Below are 25,858 nucleotides of genomic sequence, written 5' to 3' on the forward strand. Positions count from 1 at the left end.
ATGGAAGCGGCGGGGATGCTTCCCCGCCGCCGGTGTGGAAGGACGCCGGCGTGCCGGCGTCTTTCGATTGCGTGGATCAGAGGACGCAGGTGGTGATCGTGTTCTGGACCGAGCTGCGGTAGGTGGCGCTGCCATCCAGGTAGGCGAAACCGGCCGGCGGGGCGGGACGGTTGGCCTGGGTCGCCAGGAAGTAGCCCAGCAGATCGCGCAGCGCGGTGGTGCTGGTGCCGTTGGTGTTGCGATAGCCGGCCAGGTAGGTGTACGCCAGGATCGGATAGGTCACGCCGGCCGGGATCGTGCTCGGGCTGATCAGGCGCAGGCAGGCCGGATTCGCCATGCCGGTCACCGCGACCGGCGCGTTGCTGGCATTGAGCACCTGGCCGGACAACGGCGCCGAGATGCTGATGGACGCCGGCAGCGCGGCCGGGCTGGCGCTGTTGACGGTCGGGAACTCGGCGCCCTGCGCGTCCACTTCCGGATAATCGGCGTAACCGATCGACGCGGCGGTGGAGATGACGGAGGTCACCACGCCCGGGTTGCCGGACACGGCCGCCGAGGCGGCATACAACGGCGCCGCCGAGCCAGCCGCCGGAACCGCCGCGGCAAAGCTCTGGTTGGGCTTGAAGTAACCGGCGGGGATGCTGAACTTGCCATTGCAGGCGGTCGCCAGATAGCTGGTGAAGGCGAAGCTGGTGCCGCTGCCGTCCGCGCGGTACACGACGCGGATCGCCGCGGTCGAACCGGAACCCGGGATGCTCGACCAGTTGGTCACGCGCGCCGAGAAGATCTGGCACACCTGCTCGGTGGTGAGGTTGGTGAAACCCAGGGCCGAGTGGTTCGGCAACGCGATGGCACCGGCCAGGGTCGGGATCTGCCACAGCTCGCGCGCCGCACGCGGGCCACCGTTGAAGCTGGTCACGTCGGCCTGGCTGATCGGCGAATCGGTACCGATGTAGTTCGGCGCGGCGGCGGTGCCGCTGAAACCGGCCGGGCTGGTGCCGGACTGGTAGTTGCCGCACTCGCCGTTGGCGTTGATCACCGAACCCACGCCAATCAACACGGTCTTGCCGGTGCCGCTGCCGGTCTGGCAGTAGGAAATCTTGTTGCCGGTGCCGGATGCGAAACGGGCGAACAGGGTGTCCGGCGGGGTCAGGGTGGCGATCGGCGTGGTGGTCACCGTGTTGGTGGTGTTGCGCGACAGGCGTGCGCGAACCGGGACCGTGGTCAGGAAGTTGTCACCCACATAGGACTGCACCGGGAAGGTGGCGCCGCCGCCAAACAGATCGGCAGCACCGGCGGAGCCGGCAACGGTCATCGCGGCGAAGGCGACGACGGCCAGCGGACGCACACGCAGGAACTTGGAACGACGCATAACGAGAACTCCTTTTGAGAAGGATCACCATGGCGAGGAAGGAAACAACCGCGCATCGAATCGTGCGCGGTTGCCTGTCCGCCCGTGACCACGGGCGGCAGGTTCAAGCCTGCGCCCGCATTGTTCCCGCGCGAAGAAACTACGGTGTCGTTCCGGTGAACCCACCGTCACCGTTTCGCAATGTTTCCCGTCTTCTGCATCGCTTCCGGATGCACGCGCGCCAGATGCCGCAGCATCCGCTCGCGGGTGATCTCCGCATTCGCCGAGCTGTACGACTCGATCGCTTCCTTGACGTCCGCCTCGTCGTATCCGCTCATCTCCAGGATGGCGGAGATGAGCTCGTTGAATACCTCGACCGTGGCGCGGTCGTGCCAGACCTTGGCGGGAATGAAGTAACCAATCGGCATGCCGCCGTGCGATACCACCATGGGCTGCCTGGCGTGGAGCATGTGCTGCTCGAGCCGCTTGCGGAACTCGTAAACGCTCACGAATGCGTCACTCATGATTCCCCCTGTGCGTGCCTGTCCATCTGCATGTGCCTCCTCTGCCATGAAGTCCGATGCACCGCGTCTCGCTGCGATGCGCCCGCGGACACCGGGTGGTGTTGTCCGCATCCTGTCCGCATTCCGGCGGATTTCCCCTGCGTGGTCCGGCGGGCATCGTCCCTGACGCCCATGCAGGACTGATCGCTAGGGCTGATCCAGCCGGCTGCGCTCGGCGGTGTTCAGGCGTGCGCGCTGCGCCTCGCCCAGCGCGCCGTTGCCGAGCACCTGGAACGCGTTGCCGGGGTCGTAGCCGGTTTGCGTCACCGCGCCGGGAGAAACCCGGGGCGACGGTACGCTGCTGCCGGGACTGTCGCCGAAGCCGAGCACCTGCACGCTGATGATCGAGGGACGCGACTGCTGCGCCTGCCGGCGCACGGTGTCCTGCGCGGCCTGCACCGCATTGGTCGCCGCCGCGCTGGCGGTGCTGAGCGCCGCCACGTTCACCGCCGCCGCGGTCTGCAATCCGGTCGCCTTGCCCTGCACCTGGATATTGTCGGCGTTCACCACCCGCAGCGCGGCCAGGTTGACGTTGCCGGACACGCGGATGCCGGCTTCACCCGCGTCGATGGTACCCAGCGGCGCAATCAGATCGATGTCGCCCGGCGCCACTTCCGGAATCGGATTCAGGGTCGCGATGCCCGCGCCGGAACTGGGCACCTGCGGCGACAGGCTGACGTTGCCGAGATCGTCGTAGACCACGCGGGGTGGCGTGTACACCACGGTGGTCTTGGCGCCGCGCCCGGCGTTGATGTCGCCGCGCGCCGACCACAGGGTGATGCCGCCGCCGAAGGTGGTGAACACGCGCGACAGGCCCAGCAGCACGCTGTCGCGGGTGAACGCCTCGATGTCGCCGTTGCCCTGGGTCAACAGGCCGGTGGTGGGCGGCGGCGAGACGCCGTCCACGCCCAGGGTCAATCCGCCTCCCGGCGCCAGCACCTGGATGCCGCCTCCGAAGTCGGTATGCGCGCCGGCGCCTTCGCTGAAAACGATCGAACCCTGGTAACTGCCCGGATCATCCCCTTCGGCCATGCCCGGCAGGAAGCTGGCGATCGCATCACGGCCGCGCAGGTAGCTCTGGAAACGGCGGCTGTCAGGGTTGTTGTATTCACGTCCGGCCAGACGCAGTTCCTCGAAGTAGACCTGGCGCAGGAAGATGCCGCGCTGCTCCACCGGCAAGGCCTGGAACCAGGCCAGCGCGCCGGCGGCATCGCCCTCGTAGGCAAAGCGCTCGCGCAGCCAATCGACCAGTTCGCGTTCGTAGGTGCGCACCACCTTGTCCGGCTGATCCGCCAGCGGCCGCGCCGGGTCCGCCAGATTGGCCGGATCCAGATAGCGCGCGGCGAAGCCTTCGAGGTCCGGCCCCTTCGCCCCCATTCCCGCCGACAGCACGATGCCCGCGCCCGGCCGATCGTCGCCGACGACCACCGGGCCCAGGCTGCGGAACACGCCGAGATTCAGATCCGGCAGATTGGAGACGGGATCGTCGACGGACGTCTGATAGATGTTGCGCCCAGCCGCCACGTCCAGCAGGCCGGGTCCGGCGATGCGGAAACTGGTGTTGAGGATGTCGCGTCCCGCGCGCACCAGCGACACGTCGTTGGCATCGTTGTTGAGCAGCACATGGCTGCCGGCCAGGATGTCCCGCCCGGCCCGCAGCCGGGCCGGTCCGGCGGCGACGTAGTAGGTCCGGGTGTGATCCAGGCTCTGATGAATGCGACCGATGTCGGCGTCGATGTCGCCGGTCAGTGCGTAGATCCGGAAGGACGGCGCTTTGCCTTGATGCAGATCACTGGCGGTGTCCGGCGCGAACGCGAACAAAAGTGCGCCGCTGGTGGAGTTGTACAGTGTCCCACCATCCAGCGATGCTTCCGCCCCCTCGCGCGCGTTGCTGGTGATCAGGCCCTGCATATCCAGCACCCACAGGGGCCGGTCCGGCGTTGCCATGCCATCGGGTGCCGCGCTCGACATCGCCGCACGGCCGATCACGTGATCGCGCGCCAGCAGATCCAGCGAGCCCTCATGCGAAGGCGCGAGCAGCAGGCGCTCCAGCACAAGGGAGCCTCCCGCGGCGGTCGCACTGAAACGCCCGGCGTCGTACTGCACCACAAACTCATTCGTGGCAAGAGCTGCATTGGACTGGAGCAGGTTTCCACCCGCCGCGAACAGTTCCAGCCCACTATGTTCGGTCCACAAGCTGAAGGACGCGACCGCACTGCCATCGCCGGTTTCGCCCGCGACGCGGGTAGCCCCGCCATTCAGTGCAACCCGGCCGGCATCCGTGCCGGTGGTGACCTGCATGCCGCCACGTGTGTTCACCTGCATTCGGCCGTCGCCGACGGCCACCGTCAGCGGTGAGTAATCGAAGTAGGTGGAGGGCATCTGGACATCCACGGCACGCGGATCACCCGTTCGATTGACGCCGTAACCGTTGACCAGCGATTGTCCGATGGCGCCGGCACGCACGCTGGCGTCGCCGCGCAGGTTCGCCACCAGCCCGGTCACCGCTCCGGTGACGAGCGTAGTGGCAGGATCATTCAGGCCGGTGTTGATACGGCCACCGGCGCTCACGCTCAGCCGACCGCCACCGTCCTGCAAGACTCGCCCCTGTGCCTCGACGCGCCCGCTGGATCCCACCACGATCGACAAGGCGTCATTGCTGGTCAGCGAACCCGTGCTGTTCACGGTCGAACCCATGTCTTCGCCCGCGCTCACGCTGACATTGCCGCCACCGAGGCTGCCGATGCCGGCGAAACCGGCAAACTCCAGTGCGAACGAGTTCGGGTTGTACACATACTGGCCGAAATTCACGCCCCAGGCGGTCGGCTGTCCCAGTTCCTCGCCCCCCTGGCGCCATAGCCAGTTGCCGATATCGCCGCTGGTGTTCTGCGTCATTTCGGTAAAACCGCGCACATCGCCCTGCGCGGACAGCTGAAGATCGCCACCGCCGGTGGTGAAGTACATCCGGCGCGCGGCCAGGGTGGCCTCATAGGCTTCGTTGCCGACGCCCAGCACGGTGCCGTCGGCCAGCCGCGCGCGCTCCTGATCCCAGGCCTCCGCACCGGCGACCTGGGTACCGGCGGTGTACACGCCGAACAGGGATTTCTGCACGTAGTCGCCGCCGGCAAGCACCTCCAGATCGCCGGTACCGGTGCGGATGACCGAAAGCGCGGACTGCTGGCGCAACGGGCCGACCTTGCCCGGTCCGTCGAGGATGACGTCGCCACGTCCGCCCAGTCGCGAGGCGGCGGCCAGCGTGCGGCTGTCGGCCGCGGCGAGATCCGCGCCACCGACCAGCCGCATCGACCAGGACTGCATGCCGCCTTCCAGCATCGGCGCCGCCGCCCAGTTGCGGCGCTCGACCTGTTCCTGCAACGCGATGTCGGCATTGACCGGGTCGACCGCGGTCAGGCGGGTACCGGCGCCGAGGGTGATGGTGCCGTAGAGCATGCCGGGAATCTGATCACCCGGCCCGTAGTACGCCCCCAATCCGTCGGTGACCCAGCCCGATTCCACGACAGGCAGGTCCGCTCCGGTCATGGCGCCAGGAAACAGGAACCAGAAATCACCGAAGTCGGGATTGAACGGCGCTTCGAAGCTGATCTCGCCCTCCGTCGCCTGCCCGCCGGCCAGCAGCATCCGCAGTCGCGAGAAACCATCGTCGTCCGGGGTGACCGGCGGTGGCGCGAAACCATCGCTGATGCTGCCGTTGACCCGCAGATCGCCGCCGGCACGCAGCACCACCACGCCAGGCTCGCCGCTGCCACGCAACGCGGGATCCGCATCCGGTCCATAGCGGTAGCCGGAGAAATCGATATCGCCGGTGACCGTCAGATCACCCTCGGCGGTCCCGCTGCGGATTTCCACGCCGGGGCGCAGGTGGAATGCATCCCCATGGCTGGACAGGCCCTGCAGGCGCGCCGCCAGCGCTTCGTTGCCGAGCGCCGCATCGATGAACGCCACGCTGTCGGCATGGATGGCATCCAGGCGCGCCTGATCCACCGTGCCGTCCTCGGCGACGTATCCGCGGAACGCATTGACCGCGATGCTCGCTGCGCCACGGATATCCACGCCGCTCGCGGCATCCACCGCCACGTCGTCGGCGCCCAGCCGCGGCGCGTTGATATCCAGTTGTCCGCGGGCGATGCCGTCCGGCGTGCCCAGGTCAATCCGCGCACCGTCCTCCAACGACACCCGGCCCGCCGCGCTGGTGAGTTCGACATGGCCCCGGTTGGACGCGTCGATCACCGCGCCGTGGCCATCCAGCTGCAACTGCGTGCCGTGCGCATCGAGCATCGCCGTCGATGCCAGCACCAGGTCAGCGCGCGCGGCCAGGCGGATGTCGCCCGGCTGCGCGCCGCTGGCGTCGATGCGTCCGTTCACGGTCAGGCTGCCGCCATTGGCGGCAATCGATACCTGGCGGGCGCGCACCTCGTCGCCAATCACCAGATCGCCGGTACCGATCGAAAAACCACGTGCCTCGAAGAACCCGCCCGTGTTGAGGCGCGCGTTCAGGCCGGCGAAATCCGGCAGCACATGCGCACGCACATCGATCCCGCCGCTCAGATAAGCACCATCGCTGCCGCCGAACAGTTGGCCATCCAGCGCCACCCGGCCTTCCGCGCCGGTGGCGGTGATACGGATCGTGCCGGCGTCGTTGCCCTGCGCGGACACGTCGATCCGCGAACCGGCGGCCTGGGTGATCGCGCCGTTCTCCGCCTCCATCACCAGATCGCCGCCCCAGCTGTGCCGCTGCGCGTCGAAGAAGTTCAGCGTGCGGCCGGCCAGATCCAGCATGGAGCGTTCGCCCAGGGCGATGCCGTCCTCCGCTTCCAGCACCAGCCGGCCGCTCGGCAGCGCCACCGCGGTATCGACGTTGACGCGCTGGCCGGACAGGCGCACTTCCGCGCCCAGTTCGTTGAAGCCCGCGCGATCGTAGGCCGGCGCGCCGGCCGGCGCGTCCACGGTCAGCGCGCCACCCGTGCGATAGGCCATGAACGAGCCCGCCGCGCCGGTCAACACCGGCGTGGACAGATGCAGGTCGCCGCCGGCATAGCTGTCGGCGTCGGTGCCGCTGGCGTACACCGACAGCGTGCCGCGATGGTTGGCGGTGATGCGTTCGCTGGCGCGCAGATCCACGCCGGCGAAACCCAGCGCCAGCCGATCCAGTTCAACCTGGTCCTGGCCGCGCGCATAGGGCGCATAGCCGAATTCGATGCGCTCTGCCTCGATGCTCAGCCGACCCGCTCCGGTACCCGCACCGCCGGCCACTACCGCACCGGGCGCCGCACTGACGTAAGGGCTCGCCGGCGTGCCCAAGCCCGAGGCAAGGCCATTCCAGACCACGGTGCCGGCGGCGATCCGCGCGGTTTCGTCCGCCTCGCCCCAGCCGTACAGCGCCGGTGTTTCCAGCCACAATTGGGTGTCCGCGTCGCCACTGGCGCGGCCGAGATCGAAATCGACCTCGCCGAACAGATTGATCGAATTGCCCGCGCTCAACGACACCCGTTCCACCGCCTGCTGGCCAGCTGACGGATGTATCAGGCGCTCCAACAGCGTCTGCGACAGGCGCACGCCATCGCCGATCGCGCCGGCTTCCTCGGCCCGCGCGAAGGCGGCATCGGTGCCGATGTGCAGGCTCGGCGCGGTGAGCGCGAAGTAGCGCGCGTTGTATTGCGCATCGCCCAGTGCCAGTTCGCCGTTGGTGGAGAACGCCAGCGTGCCCGGCGACCGCAGCACCGCGCCGTCGCCGATGCGGATGGCGTTGGGGTTGATGCCCGCGTCCGCGTTGGCGCCGGTCGGCGGGGTGAAGCGCACGTCGCCGGCGGACACCGCCAGCACCGCGCCGCCGATCGCCTGTTCGCCATTGGCGCTGTCGGAGAACACGTAGCCACGACTGGAATCCAGCAACAGGCCGTCGGTGGCGCGCGCTTCGAGCGTCGCGCCGCCTTCCACCAGCACCTGCTCGCCGCTGGTGAGGAAAACCTGATCCGCGCGCAGTTGCGCGCCATCGCGTACCGCCACCGTGCCCTTGCCGCTCTCGAACACCACGCGGGGACCCAGCGCGAAACTGCCCTGGCTGGGAGCGGCCGTGGCTTCGACCAGCGAGAACGTGCCGCCCACGGTCAGGATGCCGGCCTGGATACCGGCCAGGTCCTCGCTGTTTACGGAAGAGAAACCCTCGGTCGCGGCCTGGCCGGCTTGCTTGATTTCCAGCGCGCCGAGCGAAGTCAGGAACAGGTTGCCGTCCGCGCCATCATCTTCGCCGGCCATCCGCACCTGGCCCTTGAAGTCCATCGCCTCGCCGACGGCGCGGGCGAAGTCCAGGTGCAGGCTCTGCGCGTCGCGCTCCAGGCGCGGGCGGCGCGTGCCGAAACGCGCGGCCTCGGCGATGGCGAAATCGGCGTAGCTGGTTTCGTTGTACTGCGAGAACCGGCGCACCGTTTCGCCGGACATCAGCGTCACCGTGGTCGGCAGGACATCGCGCACGTTGGTGTTGGCGATGCCCAGGTAGGCGCTGGCGCGGAAGGTTCCGCCCGGCATCGTCACCGCGGCGGCTTCGCGGCTCGCGCCTCCGGCCAGCTCCACCCGGAACGCGCCCGGCAACAGCGCATAGGTCGAGGGCATCAACGTGTAGGTGCCCGCCGGCAGTCCGCCGACCGCCTCGGTCAAAGTGATCTGCTGGCCGACCCGCGGCGCACCCGCGCCGGCGTCGGGCGAGACCGGCGCATACTGGCCCGGCATCGACGGCACGATGGCGTACACCTCGGCATCGGGATCGCTGAAGCCGTTCGCCGGATTGGCATTGGCCAGCGGCGTGCGCAGGATGTCGACCGAGCCGCCGCGACCGGTGAAGAAGCCGGCGCCGGTCAGTTCGCCACCTCCGGACACATCGATGACCGAACCGGCCTCCGCGGTGAGCGTCACCTGGCCCATCAGCACGCCGCGCTCGATCGCATCGACCGTCCCGCTGCTGGCGCTGTCATTGCCGTCCCCATCCAGGGCGGCGAGGTCGTCGAATTCCACCACCTGGCCGTTGTAGAGGTAGCGCAGTCCATCCGCCGTGCCGCCGTAGGGCATGCGCAGGCCGGCCGCGCTGGTGGAGGTCAGGCTGCCCTCACGCAGCAGGACATGGAACTGCTGGTCGGCCAGGAAGGTATCGGGATCCGGCGTGCCACCGAACACGATGCGGCCCAGCGGTGCGCGCACCACGCCCCCCTGATCGATGTTGGCCGCGCGCAGGGCGAGCGATCCGAATACCGAGAAGGGCGCTTCGGGCGTATCGCCCAGGCCACGGATGGTCAGTGTGCGCCCGGGATCGAAGTGCTTGCCGGTGTTGTCGAAACTGACGCCGGCCGCCACCTCCGCGCTGGCATGGGTCGTCGGATAGATCTGGCGCGCGGTCAGGTTCAGATCGCCGCCCGTATACAGCAGGCCATCGCCGAAACGCAGATCGCCCTGGCTGACCAGGTTGACCTGATCGAAACCGAAGCGATCCACGGCCTCCGGCGTCCAGCTGTTCGGTGCGGTTTCCAGGAAGACCTGGCCGGCGCCGCCGAACTGCACCGCGTCCCGCACATCGATCAGGTTCGCCTGGATGGTCAGCGCCGCGTCATTGCGCGATCCGGGGGAATAGTCGCGATACGCACTGCCGATGGTGTTGACCAATCCCGGCTTGGGAACATCCGGTGCCGTCACCGGGATGTCGACCTTGCCCACCAGCAGCACATGCGGCGCCGACAGCGTCACCCGTGCCTCGGGCGTGCCTTCGGCCACCGACAACAACCCGCGGCGCAGCGCCAGTCGCTGGCTGAGCGCCAGGTCGACATCGCCCTCGAAGGAGATCACGTCGCGGCTCCACAGATCCAGCGTGCCGAACCCGCCGGCTTCGATCTGTTCGGCGCTGATGCGCGCACCCAGGTAGTCCTCCGGCGCGAACGCATCGCCCGCCATCGCATCGTCGGCCAGCCCGCTGCGCACCCGCGCCTGGCTCACGGTCAGCGTTCGCACCCCCTCGTGCCCGTTGCCTTCGCGGTTTTCCAGAATAAGGTTCAGTTGACCGCCGGCCGCGCCCGCGCCGCCGGCGGACGCGCGCAGTTCGCCATCGTTCAGGATGCCGGCCTGCGATCCCAACTGGATCAGGCCGCCGTCGCCGGCCAGCGTGATCGGACGTGCGAGTGCCGGCAGTCCTTCCGCCAGATCCACCGTGGCGGCCGCGCCGGAAGCATCGAGCCGCGCGCCCTCGCGGATCACCACCATCGCGCGCGAGGTGTCGGGGACGTCCTTCACGTTGATGCCATATTCCTCCAGGCCGATGCGGATGGCGCCGCCATCCTGAGCCAGGCCGTAGCGCCGACCCGCCGCGTCGCGCGCGGTCCAGGCACGGCCCGCGACATCGAGCACGCCGTTCTCGCCCACCCACAGCGACACGCCGGTTCCGCCCGCGGCCAGATTGCCGGACACGCCGATGGGCGCGCTCAGCAGCGAGATCTCGCCGCCGGGCGCGGTGATGGTTCCATCCATCACCAATTGACGCGCGGCCGCCAGGCACACGCGGTGGCCGGGATCGACGCGGATATGCGCACCCTCGCCAACCTCCAGCGAAGCGCCATGCAGCGACACGTCCGCGCCGGCGCGCAGGCGCAGCCGGCCCGCGGTCGGATCTTCCGCCACCACCGGTGGCGTCCATGCCGCCAATACTTCGGACAGCGCGCTGTCCGAGGGACGCAGGAATGCGTCGGCAGTCGGGCGCAACAGCGGCATTTCGGCGGCCAGTTCCGTGCCTTCCGACACCACCAGCCCGGCCCGGCTGCCGATGCGGTAGTCGGCAAAACCGCTGCGCAGCAGTCCGGCGTCGAGCTTCAGCGCGGGGTCGAAAGCGATCGCCTGATCGAACCAGGTACCGCGCGGCAGCAGTTGCCCCGCCGGCACGGTCACCGCGACCGGCGCGATCTCGCCGGCCTGCATGGTCAGCACATAGGGAAACACCGCGAACCCCTGCGGGAACACCGACGAAGGGAACACCGTGCCCGCCGGAATCGTCGTGTTGGCCAGGAACTGCATGCGCGTACCGGCCGGCAGCACGGTGCCGCCGGTCAGCCAGTTGCCGTCCACGTTCACCCACACGTTCTCGGGCACCGTCCACTCGCCGGCCAGCACCACTTCCGGTTGCGTGCCGGTATCCACCGTCACCGCCGGCAACGGCCGATCCGGAACCACCGTGGTCACCGATGCGGAGGCATCGACCGGCAGGCGTCCGCCGATCCCGATCGTCACCGCTTCACCCAGCACCACATCGGCCGGCAGGCGCGTGCCCGGTTCCAGCACGCCGCTTTCCAGCACCGCATCCGTACCGAACACCACCGGCGTGGGCGCCTGCAGGGTCAGGGTGCCACCGCCGGCCATGCCCGCGGCCAGGATCTCGCCATCCAGCACCAGCTCGCGCCCCGGGCGATCCAGCACACCCTCACCGGTGACCGCGACGCGATCATCATTGGCGATCAGGCTCAGGTCGCCGCCACGACCGCCGCTCAGTTTGCCGTCGCCATGCAGGGCCGCGCCCGAGCGCAGATCGACGCGGCTGTCCTGTTCCAGGCGAATGGAGCCCGCCACCATCCGCACCGACAGCGCACCACCGTCGATATGCGCCAGCGAGACCGCGCCGGCGCCGTCGAGCAGGCCGTTGTGCCAGGTGCCCGACAGGTCCAGGGTCGCACCGGTGCCCAGAGTGAAGTCCGCGCTGCCGTCCTCGCGCAACAGGAAGGTGGACGCTGGCTCGGCAACCGTGGCCACCTCCACCACGTTGTCGGCCCTCACGTTGCCGCTGCGGGCGGTGACATCGGCGTTGATGGCGATTTCGGCCGCCGACAGATCCAGCACGCCACCGTCGGCCAGCGACAGATCGGCATTGATGTGGATGGCATCGGCGCTGGTCAGGGTCAGGCCGCCCAGGCCGCTGCGGTTCAACCGGTCCGCGTCCAGCAGCACGGTGCCGATGCGATCCTCCGGCAGCGCGGCGTCCGGCCCGCCCGTCGCGACATCGTCGAAATCGCCGATCACCACCCGGCTGGCATGCGGCGCATCGAACCCGCGCGTATTGACCCGCCCGATGATCAGTTCGCCGGAACGCGCCACCGCGCTCTGCGCCTGCCGGTAGCCGTCCACGGCGTCGCGCGCGCGGGTCTGCCGCTCGCCCTCGAACACCTTGGCCTCGATGTCGCCTTCGAGCACGACGGTGGGCGCGTCCACGATCAGGCGACCGGCATCGCGGCCGACGGTGTAGCCGTTCTCCAGCCGCTGGCGCGGCGCGATGATCGGATTGAGGTAGGCGTCCTGCACGCCCCAGCGCTCGTGATCCACCTCGTAGCCCTGGTAGACGCCGGCGTAGATCAACTCCGTCGGCGCATCCTGCAGCGTATGCAGCCGGCCCTCGCCGTCGCGCAGCCAGGTCTGCTGCACGTAGCCGGTCTGCACGTCCAGCGCGCCGCCGGACAGGTTGATCTGCGATCCGGCGCGGGTGATCACCTCCTTGCCGCCCAGGGTGATCGTGCCGCCCTGCGCGGCCCACTCGCCGATGCCGTGGCCCTGGTTGTTGAGCCAGCCGCTGACCTCCAGCAGGCCGCCGGCGGCGTACCAGCGATCCGAGGCGTAGCCGCCGGTACCGGCGGGTACCAGCACCAGATCGCGGCGATCGACCCAGATCGTGCTGTTCAGCAGCTTGCCGCCATCGCGGTTGTGCGGCGAGTCGCGCAATTCGTTGCCCTGCACGTTGACCTGCACGGTGTTGCTTTCCATCGCCACCTTCACGCCAACCGCGCCGGACACGTCCAGCCGCGCGCCCGCCTCGGCCTGGGCACGATTGCCGGCGGTGACCGCGATCTGGCCGCCGGTGGCGAGCGTCAGCGAATCGCCTTTGAAGTTCACGTCGCCGCCGGAGACGATCTCCACCCGCGACTGGTCGCGGCGATCCGACAGTCGCGAATAGTTGTCGAACGCGCCGGGGTCGGTCTGCATCCGCAACGCGTCCAGCTTTTCCGATTCGGCAATCAGCGCATCGCGCTGGCTGTCCAGCGCCGTGGTCTTGCCATCGTCCTCCAGCAGCACCGCGGTCAACGCACCTTCGCCCAGCGTCACCGAACCTTCGGCGTCGCCCGCCGAATTGAGCAGGTGCACGGTGCCGCGCGCGTTGACGGTGGTGGTCGCGATCGCGACGCCCTCCTGCCGCACGTCATGGCCGGCAAGCGTGACATCGCCTTCGCGCGCCTGGATGAGGCCGGTGTTGACGACCCGGCCCGTATGGGTGGAAGCCGCGTCGCGCAGGGCGGCGACTTCATTTCCGCGCGTGGTCGACGCCTGGTTGCCCTCGGTGCCGGCGCCCTTGCGGATGACGAAACTGTCGCCGGCGGCGAGCTGTGTCTGCCCCTTGCGGGTGAGGATCTGCCCGGCGTTGTCGACCTCACCGCCCAGCAGCAGCACATATCCACCGCCCTGGGTGACCGACTGCGGTTCGCGGGTGCGGATCAGCGCGCCGGCCTCGACCTTCACCGCGCCGCCGGCATCGGTGAAACTCGGTGCGCCGTTGGCGCCATACAGTCCGTTGCCGAGGAACTGCGTGTCGCTCATCTGCGCCGCCGCCGCCACCAGGTTGCGCACGTTGACCTGCGAACTGCCGTCGAACACCACGCCATTGCGATTGAGCACCAGCACGGTGCCGGCGCCTTCGATCTGTCCCTGGATCTGCGAAGGCCGCGCCAGCGGATCGTTCACCCGGTTGAGTACCGCCCAGTCGGCCTGCTGGTCGTACTTCACCGTGGTGTTGCGGCCGACGTTGAAGGTTTCCCAGTTGAGGATCGCCTTGCTACCGGTCTGTTCTATGGTGACGGTGGTCTTTCCGTCGGCCACTTGCTGGGTCGGATCCTTGGCGTTGTGCCAGCCGCGGGTCAGCGCGTCCTCGTCGATCTTCAGGCCGCCCTCGCCCAGGCCATCGGGCACGTCGGACGGGCGCGCCAGCGCGGCCTGCCGCGCCTGCTGCTGCAAGGCCTGGCGCAGCGCGATGGCCTGCGCGGCGACACCCAGGTTGTTGATCGACTGCTGCAGGCGATCACGCGCGGCCTGGGATTGCTGCTGCGGCCCGGTCGGACGCAGCGGCGCGGGCGCGCCGTTGGGCAGGCGGCCGGTGGAACCCACCGCGCCCTGCACCGCGGCCTTGTTGGCGAACCAGGCCGAACTGAACGCCTGTTGCGCCAGGGCGGCATCCATGCCACCGCCGGCAAGCAGGAGCAGGCCGATCGCGCGCGAAAGCGGATGCGTACGGAACGCGGGACGTGAAGGGGCAATCGCTTGCTTGGGCACTGCGGGACGCTCCGTGGAGAGGGGGACGATGGCGTGTGCCATCGATGGCTTTCCTTCTTCACGACGCTCGTTGTCGGACGAACCCGCAAAGCTCCGATGCGTCCGACGTGTACGCGAGGGTGAACGTCAAGGTTCCTGAATGCGCCTGCCGGCGCGTCAGCGCGAACGGAGCGGCATGGCGCTCGGCGCAACCCGACTCAACCGAGCAGGACGATATCGCCGGGCAGCGAGGTCACGCGGGCCGAGAAGGCCTGCTGGATCTGCGTGATCGCGAGATCCATCCGGGTGATCGGGAAGCGGCCGCTGACCGACCGCCCTTCCAGTGCCTTGTCCATCAGCATCACCCGCCCGCGACGGTAGCGGTTGATCTCGTTGATGGCGTCCGGCAGTGGCGTGTTGCGGAACACGATGACACCGTCACGCCAGGCGGACACCTGTTCCGGTTCGATCGCGCGCACCGCTTCCAGTCCGTTTTCGCCATAGTCCACCTGGTAGCGCGCGGCCAGCGTGCGCTGCTGGTCGCCCCATTGCACCGCCACCCTGCCGCGCAGGCAGGTGACACAGGTACGCTCGCCGACGCGGCGCACTTCCAGCCTGGCTGGCAGTTCCGCGGTGATCCTCCCGGCGCCGGACGAAATCCGGAACAGTCCGCCGGTCGCGGTCATCGCATCGATCGCCGCCTCGCCCGCCAGCAGCGTCATCCCGTCGATCCTGCCGTCCTGGCGCTGCACCTCGATGCTGGTCTGCGTGTTCATCGCCAGCACCACATCCTCGCGCAGGCGCACCGTGCGCTGTTCACCGGTGGCGGTGCGGTAGTCCGCACCCCACTCCGATATCGGCGTCCAGCCGCCCAGCAGCGGGTGTTCCGCCAGCAACGCCACGCCGGCCACCGACGCCGCCGCGGCCATGCCGCCGAGGAACATCCGCCGGTTCATGCGCGGCCCCGTCGTCCGAGCGGCATTGGCGGCGGCCTGCGCGATCAGGCGCTCGCCGGCAGGCCCGAAATCGCGCCACAGTCGCTTGGCATCCTCGAACGCGGCCCGGTGCATCGGTCCTTGCGCGCGCCAGCGTTGCAACGCGCGCGCGTCCTCTTCGGTTGCCCGGCCCGACGCCAGCAACCGTACCCAGGCATCCGCCTCGTGTCTCAGCCGCTTTTTCGGTTTGTCGTCGTTCGAGAATGTCATGCCGCGCTTTGCCCGCACCCGGCGGACCGCCCTGGCCGGGATGGCCAACGGTGCCTGTCAGACAATAGACCGATCTGGATGGCCAATCCCGCATGGCGGGCGTCCCCGGCGTGATCCGGGATGCTTCCCGTCGTGCGCGTCAACGGCCCAACCGGGCCGCGCAATGGGCCTGGGCTTTCTGCAGTTCCAGTTCGACCAGGCGCAGGGAAATGCCCATCCGGCGCGCCACTTCGGGCTGGGTCAGCTGCTGCACGCGCACCGCCAGCAGGATGTTGCGGCGGCGCTCCGGGATTTCCCGCATCACCCGGACCAGGGCTTCCAGTTCGGCCTGCGAGGCCGCCGCATCGGCCGGACCGGGCGCCGGGTCGGCCAGTTCCAGCAGCTCGTCCACTTCGCGCGCACTGAGCTGCCGGTTGGCGGAGCGATGCAGATCGATCGATGCGTTCACCGCCATCCGGAAGACGTAATGCCACGGGTCGGACACGGTGTCGGCCACCCGCCGCGTGGACAGGCGCAACCAGGTTTCCTGCAGCGCGTCGCTGGCCACCTCGTCCGATCCCAGACGTTGCACCAGCCGCCGCTTGAGTTCGTGATAACGCAGCACCAGGAACTGCTGCAGGCCCGCCGCCGCTTCCACCGCGCTCATGGCCGTGTCCCGGGCGCCGGACAGGCCCATCCGTAGCCGGCCGCGCGCGGCAGCACCAGCAAAGTGAACGGCTGCGCCACCTGCGCCGGCACCGGTGCCCCCAATGTCAGCCCGTCCATCGCCTCGCGCACCGCCGCATCGACCGCCGCATCGCCGGTGGATTCCAGCAGGCGGGAGCGCGCGACGGTGCCGTCGGCGGCAAACCACAGTTGCAGGGCAAGACGATGCCGCCCTTCGGCCAGTTCGCTTCGACGGCAGAACGCCTCGCCCAGGCGATGCTGGATCTCGCCGTAATACCAGGCCGGATCGCGCGCGGGCACCGCCGTGGCTTCCGGATCGCGGGTCAGCACCAGCGCACCCTGTCCCACCTGGCGCGTCCGCAGGCCGCTGCCCTGCAGGATCCGCGCGAGCGCATCGGTCGCGCTGGAACGCCCGCGCACGCCGGGCGAAACCACGCCGGCGGTCAGGCTGCTGTCGTAGATGACCGATTGACCGGTCGCGTCGCCGAAGGCCTCGATGGCGCGATCCAATGACTGCGGGCCGATATCGAAATCGAATTCGCCACCCGCGCAGGAAGACGCCGACCGTTCGGGAACCGGTTCTTCCTGCACGTCACAAGGCGCAACGCGTCCTTGCGCCAACGAAGCCGTAGCCGCAGCCATCGCCAGTACTCCCGAAAGGATCAGGGCAGGCGCAAGGGTCACCTTTCCGGTGCGTTTGACCTTCTCTGGACCCAAGGTTCGATACCTGCCTCGGGCCATCCTAGGTAACCAATATGACGCTTTGGTGTCCGCCGTCGGGAGTGTTGCTGAAGCGTCAGATTCCCCTTACGGGGTGGCCGGAGACCCCGCATGCACCGCATTAACGCCACGGGTGCTAGGGTGCATGCGCACTCGGTGCCCCCGCCGTGTCCCTGGAGCCTCCGTGCAGCTTCCTTACTGGAACTGCCCGTGGCCCATCATTCTCTTCGCAGGATCCGTTTTTTCGCCCTCAGCCTGTTCGGCCTGGTCTCGCTGCTCGCGCTGGTGTTGGGTGCCTGGTGGTGCATGCAGTGACCGGCCACTCCCCCTTGAATGACGACGCGCCCCGTTTTCCTCCCGTTCGCGAGGATCAGCTGGGCCAGGCACTGGCGGCTTTCCAGTCCGCCTTGCAGACGCCGCTCGACGGGGCCGGCGTGCGCATGCGCGTGGAGGAGGCCAGTGATCTCTTCGTCGGCGAGGTGGAACGCTGGAATCTCGACTTCGATCAGCGCAACTCGCTGATCCTGCGCGTGCTGGCGTTCAACGAACTGCTCGGCCGCGCCGCGCACGACGATCGGTTCGCCGCCCACGTGGAAGCCGTGGGTGGCGCCTACAACGTCAGTGACGATTTCATGCGCGCCGCGGCCCGGGCCGAACTCGCGCCGTCCGGCCCGGACCAGGAAGTCCTGGCCTTCAACCTGGAAAGCGTGCTGGGCGGCCTGCGCCGCTGACGCTCGCCAGTCCCGGAGGCAACTTTCAATGCGGCGTCGCGACGCCGCGTCCCATCGTCTGCGCGGCAGAACGCTTGGAATGCATCATGTTGGCCAGCGACACGATGCCGACCAACCGCTTGTGATCGTCCACCACCGGCAGCCGGCGCATCTCCAGATCGGCCATGTTGGTGGCGACCGATTCAACTTGATCGCCCGCGCGGCAATACATCACGTCCTCGGACATCACGTCGCGCACGGTCTTGCCGGCGACGTCGTTGTCGGTCAGGCCGCGCACCACGATGTCGCGGTCGGTGATCATGCCAATCAGGCGATCGTTCTCGTGCACGGGCAGGCTTCCCACGTCGCGGCTGCGCATGAGCTCGGCGGCGTCCAGCAGGGATTGCTCCGGACGGATGGTGGCCACGTCGCGGGTCATGATCTCTTCGATGATCATCGGATCTCTCCTGTCGTTGCGGACCTGACCACCGTAGGCAGCACGCGGTTACGAGAACATGAGGCATGGGGCGCCCTCAGGTCACGGGATTTTCATGGCGTCCGGCGCAGCGTTGCTGCGCGCGCACCACCGCGCATCACCGGAGCCTTTCCATGAAAACGAATCCGCTGTCCCGCCTGCTGGCCGGGCGCGAAGATCCCGCCCCGCAACCCGATCCCCGCCGCGACCGCGAGCCCGCGGAGGAAGAAGAGGAATAGCCCGTGGCCACGCGCCCGCTTGCGCCCGGTTCATGACCGGGCGGCAAGCGACCTGGCCCGCGCGATGGCATCCGCGCGTATCCGCATCAGCTTGTCCGGGTTCGTCAACGTGGGCGCCAGCGCCACCTCGCCGGCCACTTCGATGCCGAGAAAGCGAAGCCACTGGTGCATGTACGGCTTCTGGAAATCCTGGTACTGGGGCGTGGCGCCTTCCGAGAAATCGCCGGCGCTGGAATACATCAGGAAAGCGCGCTTGCCGGACAGCAGCGGCTGGTAGCCTTCGTCGCGCGACCAGCGCCAGTTCTGCCCAGGCAGGGTCACGATATCGATGTAGTGCTTGAGCCGGTAGGGAAGACCATAGTTCCACATCGGCAGACTGAACACGTACACGTCGGCGCGATTGAACTGCCGCGAGACGCGCACCGCGCGGTCCCACTGTGCCTCTTGCTCGGCCGCGGCGTCCTGCGCGCGCAGCACAGCGAACTTGGCGGCGATCATCGACGCGTCGAACTCGGGGAGTTCGAGGTTCCAGACATCCGCCGTCTCGTGCGTGTCCGCGGGATGCGCCTGCCGCCAGGCATCGAGGAAGGCGTCGGCAAGGGCGAGCGAACGGGAATCCTCGCCGCCGGGCGAGGCGCTGACGTGGAGCACGTGGGCCATGGAAGCATCCTTGTGCGGCTCGCCGCACCGAGTGGGGAGCGGCATTCTCGGGAACCGGCTCGCCACCGCACAAGTACGCACTTTGAGGTGCCTGCCCACTTCTGCGGAGGGATGAAGAGCATGCGATCTCCACGACCACGCCGCTTTTTATCTCCCCCTTTTTTAAAGGGGGATTGAGGGGGATTTGCTCTTGGCGCAAAAAGCAAATCCCCCGTCACCCGCTTCGCGGGCGCCCGCCCCCTTCTTCGAAGGGGGCTGAAGAGCATGCGGTCTCCACGACCACGCCGCTTTTTTACCTCCCCCTTTTTAAAAGGGGGATTGAGGGGGATTTGCTCTTGGCGCAAAAAGCAAATCCCCCGTCACCCGCTTCGCGGGCGCCCGCCCCCTTCTCCGAAGGGGGCGGAAGAGCATGCGATCTCCACGACCACGCCGCTTTTTTACCTCCCCCTTTTTAAAAGGGGGATTGAGGGGGATTTGCTCTTGGCGCAAAAAGCAAATCCCCCGTCACCCGCTTCGCGGCTGCCCGCCCCCTTCTTCGAAGGGGGCTGAAGAGCATGCGCTCTCCACGACCACGCCGCTTTTTACCTCCCCCTTTGAAAAAGGGGGATTGAGGGGGATTTGCTCTTGGCGCCAAAAGCAAATCCCCCGTCACCCGCTTCGCGGCTGCCCGCCCCCTTCTTCGAAGGGGGCTGAAGAGCATGCGCTCTCCACGACCACGCCGCTTTTTACCTCCCCCTTTGAAAAAGGGGGATTGAGGGGGATTTGCTTTTGGCGCAAGCCCCCAACCCAAACTTCACCCACCACGCAACAGCGGCGCAATCTCGCGCATCCGCAACTGCGTGGCCGGCCCCACCAATGCGAACGCCGTGTCGCCCTCGGCCCAGTACTGCGCCAGCAGGCGGCCGTCGCGACGCTCGCCGGTCACGTTGCGCGGTGTGCGCGGACGCAGGTACAGGCCGATGCGCGCGCCATCCGCGTCCTCATACACCAGCATGGCAGCGGCGCCCTCCGGCGTGGACAACAACCGACCCGCGTGCAGGCGGAATCCCTGCGCACGCAGATCCGGTACTTCGCCGGCAGCTCCGAAATGCGCCTGCAACCAGTTCCGCATCGTCTCCGGCGCGACGCCATCGGCATCATCGCCTTCACCGGCGGCGGCAAACAGGCGATACGCCGACACCGCATCGGCCATCGGCAACTGCTCGCTGGCCAACCGCGCATCGCGCCACTGCCAGCCCGCCATGCCACCCACGCCCAACGCCAGCAGGCAACCGGCAGCCATGCCCAGCCGCGCACGTCGCTGGCGGCGCACACCGGCGCGCAACCGGTGCGGCTGGAGTGCCAGCGGCACCGACGCCTCCAGATCACGCGCCCAGCCCGCGCGCAGCGTCTCGGCGTCGCGCTTCCACCCACCGACCCTGGCCTCCTGTTCGGGATGCTCGCGCAGCCATTGCCGCACCGCCTCGTGCCGTTCCTGCGCCAGCCGCCCGTCGACATAGGCGTGCAGTTCTTCTTCGGTGGGAGACCAGCGGTTCATTTGAGTACCCTCAGGGTGCGGGGCGATGCGGCACCGTCGTCGGCCAGCGCGCGTAGCCGTTCACGCGCGCGCGACAACCGCGACATCACCGTGCCGATGGGCAGACCCAGCATGTCCGCCGCCTCGCGATAACTGAAACCTTCCACGCTGACCAGCAGCAACAGCGCACGGTGGTCCGGCGGCAGCCGCGCGAACGCGGCCAGCATTGCCTGCCCTTCGTGGATGCGTTCGGGCGAAGGCACCGGCTCGACGGCCTCGGCGCCGAACAGCTCCAGCACCCGCTGCCAGCGCCGCGCGCGCCGGTGCTCGGTGACGAACTGCCGGTAGACGATCGCGAACAACCACGCCTGCAATGCCTCCTCGTCCCGGCGCGAATCCCAGCGCCGCAACGCGCGTTCCAGCGCCGCCTGCACGATGTCGTCCGCGCCATCGCCGGCCAGCGAGCGCGCGAAGCGCCGCAGCCGGGGCAGGAGCGCGCTCAGGCGCGGGTCGTCGGAAGCATCCATCGTCATCGTTTCGGAACGGGTCGTGGGGTAAGACGCACCCGAGGCCCGGATTATTCCATCCGTCTCCGCAAAAAGATTCGGGAATAAATCCGCCACCCGCGGCGTCTGATCCCCAGTCCCATCGCCAGGAGCCCGCCGTGCAAAGTCCTTCCCCACCGCCTCCCCGGGCCACCGCCCGTCGCTGGTGGCCGCTGCTGGCCATCGGCGCGATCGCCGCCGCACTGGCCGCCGCGTTCGCCTGGACCGCCGGCTGGCTGGGCGGCGCCTCCCGCCTGACCGCGCCTGCCATGACCAACGCGATCGAAGCCGGCGGATCGCCCCACCCGGGCTTCCGTCGCGCCCACGCCAAGGGCGTCTGCGTGACCGGTGTATTCCGCAGTTCCGGGCAGGCCGCCGCGCTGTCGTCGGCGCGGGTGTTCCGCCAGGCGGAGACGCCGGTGCTGGGCCGCATGTCGATCGGCGGCGGCGATCCGCACGGCGCCGACGCGCAGGCGCGCGTGCGCAGCATGGCGTTGCTGCTGCGCACCGACGATGGCCAGCAGTGGCGCACGGCGATGAACAGCTTCCCGTTCTTCGTGGTCGCCACGCCGGAAGGTTTCCACGCGCAGACACTCGCCTCGCGCCCGGACCCGGCCACCGGCAAACCGGATCCCGCGCGCATGGCCGCCTTCGTCGAACGCTATCCGGAAGCGCGCAAGTTCCAGGCCTGGGCCAAGTCGGCGCCGTGGTCGAACAGTTGGGGCAACACCCAGTACAACGGCGTCAACGCATTCCGCTTCATCGCCGAAGACGGCAGCGAACACGCGGTGCGCTGGTCGATGCGCCCGCACCTGCCGTTCGCGCCACTGAGCCCGCAACAACGCAAGCAGGCCGATGCCGATTTCCTCGCTGAGGATCTTGCACAGCGACTGGCACAGGGACCGCTGCAATGGGATCTCATGCTGACCCTCGCCGAACCGGGGGACCCGGTGAATGATCCTTCTCAGCCCTGGCCCGAAAACCGACGGGAAGTGATCGCCGGCACCCTCTCGTTGACCGGCGCGGAACCGCAGGCCACCGGCGCCTGCCGCGACATCAACTACGACCCGCTGATCCTGCCGACCGGCATCCGTGGCTCGGACGATCCGATCCTGGCGGCGCGCTCGGCGGTGTACTCGCAGTCGTTCAATCGACGTGAACGCGAAATCGGCCGCGGCCAGGCGCCCGAAGCCAGCGGCAAGGGAGGTGCCCGATGAACCGCCCGGCGTCCTTCGACCTGATCGCGCGCGTGCTGCACTGGACCATGGCACTGATGATCCTGGCGATGCTGTTCATCGGCGTGGCGATGGTCGCTTCGGTCTCGCAGCGGCCCTGGCTGATCGCGCTGCACCGCCCACTCGGCGCGGCCATCCTGGTGCTGGCGATCTGGCGGCTGGTGCATCGCCTGCGCCATCGTCCGCCGCCGCTGCCGGCGGATCTGCCGCGCTGGCAAGCCACCGCCGCGCTCGCCTCGCACTGGCTGCTGTACGCGCTGATGCTGGCGATGCCGCTGGTCGGCTGGGCCATGCTGTCGGCGGGCAGTTATCCGATCGTGCTGTTCGGCGGCGTGCAGTTGCCCCCGTTGCTGGCACCGGATCCCGCCATCTACGCCTGGCTGCGCGACGCCCACGGCTGGGGCGCCCGCCTGCTGTTCGCCACCGTGCTGCTGCATCTCTCGGCGGCGCTGTACCACGCCTGGGTGCGCCGTGACGGCGTGTTCGCCAGCATGGCGGGAACGCGCAAACAAGCTCCGACAGAACCGGGCGGCGACAGGTGATGCAACCTCATGGAGGCGGCGAAACGCCGCCCTCCATCAGGGCCGGACCTTCTTCCACTCCTCGAACTCGACCCGCTTTCCGTCCTTCCATCGCTCCAATCGCCAGACGTCGCCGTCCACGCGATAACGGAACGAATACACGCCACTGTCCTCCGCGGGAAAGGAACGCTGCATCAGCGTCTCGGTGTACTGGCCCTCTTCAGCCGCGTACCGGCCAGCCCCACCCGCCCAGAACTTGTCACCGGACTGCATGGTGAAGGAGAACCGGCCATCAGCCAGCACCTTCTGTCCGTTGAACTTCATTTCCGCGTAGGTCTTCGTCTGCCCGTCCTCGGTGACGTACTCGCCGCCCTGGAGTTCCCAGGCGCCTTCGAGGGACTTGTCGGCGGCGTGCGCGGGGGTGATGGCGAGCAGGATGCTCACAAAGAGAGCACATGCCGCTGTGATTTTTTCTGTCATTTTCATCAAGCCTTGGAAGAACGGAAACTCGTCAGGATGCCCCGAACGCGCGCTGCATGCCCGTACGATCACCTTGCAGCGCCGCCCGCATACGCTCCTCGGTCAGCGGCCTGACGATCCATTTCAGATCCAAGCCGCTCCATCGATTGGTCAGCGACGGAACGACCAGGAAATAGGAGGGCCCTGGTCCGACGCAGTACCAGAAAGCGTCCGACGACTGCATTGCGCCGATCTGGCGCCCTGACCACATGGCATTCATGTACTCCTGCCGCTTGCTGACCACGGTTACGCGTTCTCCATTGACGCGACCTTCAGGAGTATCAAACTCCAGTGCAGAAAACGACTCTTCCAGCAATCGCTTGGCCTGCGCACGTCTCCGTATGGCGGCCCAGATGGCTAGCGCAACCATTACCAGAAGCAGCCCGGTTCCCCAAGAATCAGTCATGCCTGCCTCCTTTCCGCTCAATCGCGTTGGCCAGCAGTGTGTCGTAAAGATCCACACGGATCTTCATCAATGCACCAGAAGTTGAAATCAGGTACAGCAGTACGACAAAAGCCCCCAACATGGCCAACCATCCGGGAATGGCGAGAAGGCTTTCCCGGTTCATCAGCAACAGGAACAGCGCCGCAGCAACCGGCAGAAAACCCAGTCGGGAGAAGCCTCCGGAAAGCAGCCCCACTTTCGTATCCAACTGCTGTCGCCACAACGATGTCATGCGCCGGTACTCAACCAACTGGCCTTTGGGAAAGGTAACCAGCCAATCCGTCAGTTCGCGAAAGTGACCGACATCGTGGTCCAGTTGCGCGGCTTGCTCGCCCTTCCAGTTCCTGACGCTTCGAAGGATCACCCACAACGAGCGCAGGATGAAGGGCGCCCAACCAGCAATCGCCGTGAAGGTTCCCGCCTGCGCCAAGTACACCATCCATACCTGCGGGCGAATGAACTGTACTAACACCGAGGAGGCCAGCCCGACAACAACGCCGACACCACCCAGCACATTCAGCCACCACACCCATCCAGGGGTATTGAGAACCGTAGCGGGTCCGTCGGGAATTGCCATCAAACGCCGTTCCATCGCTGCCAGCGAAAAGCTCCCCGTCGATTCGGCCATCCTGCCTCTCCCCGTTTCCTCAACGCATTATGCCGCCAGGCACCGGGGGGTCAAATCAAGCTCAAAGAAGCAATCTAGGGCAGCTCTTCTACGGCGGCATGGAGGTTTTCCCTACTCCGCCGCCTCCGGAAACCCCGGCAATTTCCCCACATCCGCCTCCTCGTGCTGGATGACCAGCGTCGCCTTGAGGTTCCTCGCAAGACTGGCGAAGCGGTCCATCGAAGCCAGCGACTGCGCGCGGTCGGTGTTGAACGAGGGCACGCCGCGGGTATCGAGGTTCTCGTGCAGATGCACCACGTCGCCGGACAGCAGCACCGGGCCGCGCTTCGGCAGGTTCACCAGCAGGCCGTGGTGGCCGGGCGTGTGCCCGGGCAGGTCGAGCATCACCACGCTGCCGTCGCCGAACACGTCCAGATCCCCGCGCACCTTCTCCACTTTCGCATCCTTGCCCAGCCACGGCGCAAACCGCTTCGTCCGCTCCTCGTGGCCCGGCGTGCCCAGCACCGCGTAGTCGCCCGCACCGATCAGCAGCGTGGCCTGCGGGAACTCCGCCGCCTGGCCGACATGATCGAAGTGGTAGTGGCTGATGCCCACCTTCGTTATCTGCGCCGGCTTCACCCTGATCTGCGCCAGCTGGTCCACCACGGTTTTCGCCAGCGCGGTGGAATCCTCCTTGCCCTGCGTCAGCGGCTTGCCCAGGTACTCGCGCGACAAGCCGGTATCCCACAGCAGGTAGTCGTTGCCATGGCGGATCAGGTAACAGCTGCCGACGAACAGTTTGCTCTGCCCCACATAGGCGCGGGTGTCGGACATCTCGTCCAGGTTGTAGGTCCACAGCTGCCCGCAATCCAGCCGCCACAGACGCAGTTCGACCGGAGCCGGAGCTTTGGCGGCGGCCAGGGACAACGGCAATGCGAACAGTGCGAAAACGAACCGGCAAAGACGTGCGTTCACGAGGCCCTCGGGCATGGCGTGCAATGGCGCGCAGTATGCCTTGGCGCGAGGGATTTACGTTGCAACGCCGGGTCCGGTATCGGCGGAAGGTGTAGGGTGGGCCCCGGCCCACCGCCATGACGTCCGGCGAGCGGGGTCGCCACCGGAGGCCACCATGTCCATCACCGGCATCATCCCCCAGCTGCGCACCACCGATCTGCGCGCATCCCTGCGGTTCTACACCGAAACCCTGGGGTTCCAGATTGCCTTCAACTACGAGGATTTCTACGTCGGCATCCGCGCCGGCGCGCAGATCTTCCACCTCAAGCAGGTCGACGAGCCCGACCCCTCCATCGCCTGGGTGGAGGAAGGCGGGCACTTCCACCTGTATCTGGAAACCGACGGCGTCGCCGCGTTCGCCGCCGGGCTCAAGGCCCGTGGCGTGCCGCTGGTCAAGGATGTACACGAGACGCCCTGGAACACGCGCGAGGTCGTCCTCCGCGACGACCAGGGCCACACGCTCTACCTGGGCGAGCCGCTGTAGCGCGCCACGCGCGGGAACCTCGCGGCCCCTGCTGCATCCGATGGGTAAGAGAG

At 67.9% G+C, this 25,858-nt stretch carries 18 protein-coding genes; 4 read left to right on the forward strand and 14 right to left on the reverse strand.

All coding sequences use genetic code 11. The features are described 5' to 3' along the window. Positions 1-76: 76 nt before the first annotated feature. The 6 genes from FG323_RS08535 to FG323_RS08560 all read right to left on the reverse strand — a co-directional run bounded on the left by FG323_RS08535 (position 77) and on the right by FG323_RS08560 (position 16,757). Entirely contained in the window at positions 77-1,372 is a 1,296-nt protein-coding gene (locus FG323_RS08535; protein WP_141454096.1) for a substrate-binding domain-containing protein, read from the reverse strand. A 167-nt stretch (positions 1,373-1,539) separates the two neighbouring features. Continuing rightward, positions 1,540-1,875 (reverse strand): hypothetical protein, encoded by a 336-nt coding sequence (locus tag FG323_RS08540; RefSeq protein ID WP_141454097.1) that lies wholly within the window; start codon positions 1,873-1,875, stop codon positions 1,540-1,542. A 186-nt stretch (positions 1,876-2,061) separates the two neighbouring features. Next, positions 2,062-14,307: a filamentous haemagglutinin family protein gene (locus FG323_RS08545; protein ID WP_141454098.1), complete on the reverse strand. Its 12,246-nt coding sequence runs from the start codon at positions 14,305-14,307 to the stop codon at positions 2,062-2,064. Between the two features lie 155 nt (positions 14,308-14,462). Then, on the reverse strand, positions 14,463-15,449 hold the full coding sequence (locus FG323_RS08550) for a FecR domain-containing protein (protein WP_141454099.1): 987 nt from the start codon (positions 15,447-15,449) through the stop codon (positions 14,463-14,465). 139 nt (positions 15,450-15,588) lie between these two features. Next, a complete protein-coding gene (locus tag FG323_RS08555) occupies positions 15,589-16,095 on the reverse strand; it encodes an RNA polymerase sigma factor (protein ID WP_141454100.1) in 507 nt (168 codons plus the stop codon). Next, positions 16,092-16,757: a secretin and TonB N-terminal domain-containing protein gene (locus FG323_RS08560; protein WP_181444135.1), complete on the reverse strand. Its 666-nt coding sequence runs from the start codon at positions 16,755-16,757 to the stop codon at positions 16,092-16,094. The genes FG323_RS08555 and FG323_RS08560 overlap by 4 nt, the downstream gene beginning before the upstream one ends. A 389-nt stretch (positions 16,758-17,146) precedes the next feature. Here FG323_RS08560 and FG323_RS08565 point away from each other — a divergent pair, with 389 nt between their 5' ends. After that, positions 17,147-17,566 (forward strand): hypothetical protein, encoded by a 420-nt coding sequence (locus tag FG323_RS08565; protein ID WP_141454102.1) that lies wholly within the window; start codon positions 17,147-17,149, stop codon positions 17,564-17,566. 25 nt (positions 17,567-17,591) lie between these two features. Here FG323_RS08565 and FG323_RS08570 read toward each other — a convergent pair whose 3' ends face one another. The 4 genes from FG323_RS08570 to FG323_RS08585 form a co-directional block, all read right to left on the reverse strand. Further along, entirely contained in the window at positions 17,592-18,002 is a 411-nt protein-coding gene (locus tag FG323_RS08570) for a CBS domain-containing protein (protein WP_141454103.1), read from the reverse strand. 287 nt (positions 18,003-18,289) lie between these two features. Continuing rightward, a complete protein-coding gene (locus tag FG323_RS08575) occupies positions 18,290-18,919 on the reverse strand; it encodes an NAD(P)H-dependent oxidoreductase (protein ID WP_141454104.1) in 630 nt (209 codons plus the stop codon). 793 nt (positions 18,920-19,712) lie between these two features. Further along, positions 19,713-20,456 (reverse strand): anti-sigma factor, encoded by a 744-nt coding sequence (locus FG323_RS08580; protein WP_141454105.1) that lies wholly within the window; start codon positions 20,454-20,456, stop codon positions 19,713-19,715. Beyond that, on the reverse strand, positions 20,453-20,962 hold the full coding sequence (locus tag FG323_RS08585) for an RNA polymerase sigma factor (RefSeq protein ID WP_141454106.1): 510 nt from the start codon (positions 20,960-20,962) through the stop codon (positions 20,453-20,455). Before FG323_RS08585 ends, FG323_RS08580 begins: the two co-directional genes overlap by 4 nt. A gap of 137 nt (positions 20,963-21,099) precedes the next feature. On the opposite strand from FG323_RS08585, the gene FG323_RS08590 reads away from it, so the two are divergent. Together FG323_RS08590 and FG323_RS08595 are read left to right on the forward strand one after the other, a co-directional pair. Next, positions 21,100-22,197, forward strand: a complete 1,098-nt coding sequence (locus tag FG323_RS08590; RefSeq protein WP_141454107.1) for a catalase family peroxidase — start codon at positions 21,100-21,102, stop codon at positions 22,195-22,197. Continuing rightward, positions 22,194-22,757 (forward strand): cytochrome b, encoded by a 564-nt coding sequence (locus FG323_RS08595; RefSeq protein WP_141454108.1) that lies wholly within the window; start codon positions 22,194-22,196, stop codon positions 22,755-22,757. The genes FG323_RS08590 and FG323_RS08595 overlap by 4 nt, the downstream gene beginning before the upstream one ends. A 36-nt stretch (positions 22,758-22,793) precedes the next feature. Here FG323_RS08595 and FG323_RS08600 read toward each other — a convergent pair whose 3' ends face one another. The 4 genes from FG323_RS08600 to FG323_RS08615 all read right to left on the reverse strand — a co-directional run bounded on the left by FG323_RS08600 (position 22,794) and on the right by FG323_RS08615 (position 25,282). Further along, the gene (locus FG323_RS08600) at positions 22,794-23,180 is read right to left on the reverse strand and encodes a hypothetical protein (RefSeq protein WP_141454109.1); all 387 of its coding nucleotides are present in this window, start codon (positions 23,178-23,180) and stop codon (positions 22,794-22,796) included. Positions 23,181-23,247: 67 nt separating this feature from the next. Next, complete coding sequence (locus FG323_RS08605) at positions 23,248-23,661, reverse strand: hypothetical protein (RefSeq protein WP_141454110.1); 414 nt, start codon at positions 23,659-23,661, stop codon at positions 23,248-23,250. Further along, entirely contained in the window at positions 23,654-24,328 is a 675-nt protein-coding gene (locus tag FG323_RS08610; protein WP_141454111.1) for a hypothetical protein, read from the reverse strand. The genes FG323_RS08605 and FG323_RS08610 overlap by 8 nt, the downstream gene beginning before the upstream one ends. Before the next feature lie 111 nt (positions 24,329-24,439). Next, positions 24,440-25,282, reverse strand: coding sequence for an N-acyl homoserine lactonase family protein (locus FG323_RS08615; protein ID WP_220094136.1), 843 nt, complete (start codon positions 25,280-25,282; stop codon positions 24,440-24,442). A gap of 154 nt (positions 25,283-25,436) precedes the next feature. Here FG323_RS08615 and FG323_RS08620 point away from each other — a divergent pair, with 154 nt between their 5' ends. Further along, complete coding sequence (locus FG323_RS08620) at positions 25,437-25,805, forward strand: VOC family protein (protein WP_181444136.1); 369 nt, start codon at positions 25,437-25,439, stop codon at positions 25,803-25,805. Positions 25,806-25,858 lie beyond the last annotated feature (53 nt).

It is taken from the genome of Pseudoxanthomonas sp. z9 (genome assembly GCF_006542425.1).
Lineage (GTDB): Bacteria > Pseudomonadota > Gammaproteobacteria > Xanthomonadales > Xanthomonadaceae > Pseudoxanthomonas_A.

Coding starts and splice junctions, on each gene's coding strand:
- FG323_RS08535 (WP_141454096.1), bottom strand. CDS start 1,372: ATGCGTCGTTCCAAGTTCCTGCGTGTGCGTCCGCTGGCCGTCGTCGCC.
- FG323_RS08540 (WP_141454097.1), bottom strand. CDS start 1,875: ATGAGTGACGCATTCGTGAGCGTTTACGAGTTCCGCAAGCGGCTCGAG.
- FG323_RS08545 (WP_141454098.1), bottom strand. CDS start 14,307: ATGGCACACGCCATCGTCCCCCTCTCCACGGAGCGTCCCGCAGTGCCC.
- FG323_RS08550 (WP_141454099.1), bottom strand. CDS start 15,449: ATGACATTCTCGAACGACGACAAACCGAAAAAGCGGCTGAGACACGAG.
- FG323_RS08555 (WP_141454100.1), bottom strand. CDS start 16,095: ATGAGCGCGGTGGAAGCGGCGGCGGGCCTGCAGCAGTTCCTGGTGCTG.
- FG323_RS08560 (WP_181444135.1), bottom strand. CDS start 16,757: ATGGCTGCGGCTACGGCTTCGTTGGCGCAAGGACGCGTTGCGCCTTGT.
- FG323_RS08570 (WP_141454103.1), bottom strand. CDS start 18,002: ATGATCATCGAAGAGATCATGACCCGCGACGTGGCCACCATCCGTCCG.
- FG323_RS08575 (WP_141454104.1), bottom strand. CDS start 18,919: ATGGCCCACGTGCTCCACGTCAGCGCCTCGCCCGGCGGCGAGGATTCC.
- FG323_RS08580 (WP_141454105.1), bottom strand. CDS start 20,456: ATGAACCGCTGGTCTCCCACCGAAGAAGAACTGCACGCCTATGTCGAC.
- FG323_RS08585 (WP_141454106.1), bottom strand. CDS start 20,962: ATGGATGCTTCCGACGACCCGCGCCTGAGCGCGCTCCTGCCCCGGCTG.
- FG323_RS08595 (WP_141454108.1), top strand. CDS start 22,194: ATGAACCGCCCGGCGTCCTTCGACCTGATCGCGCGCGTGCTGCACTGG.
- FG323_RS08605 (WP_141454110.1), bottom strand. CDS start 23,661: ATGACTGATTCTTGGGGAACCGGGCTGCTTCTGGTAATGGTTGCGCTA.
- FG323_RS08610 (WP_141454111.1), bottom strand. CDS start 24,328: ATGGCCGAATCGACGGGGAGCTTTTCGCTGGCAGCGATGGAACGGCGT.
- FG323_RS08620 (WP_181444136.1), top strand. CDS start 25,437: ATGTCCATCACCGGCATCATCCCCCAGCTGCGCACCACCGATCTGCGC.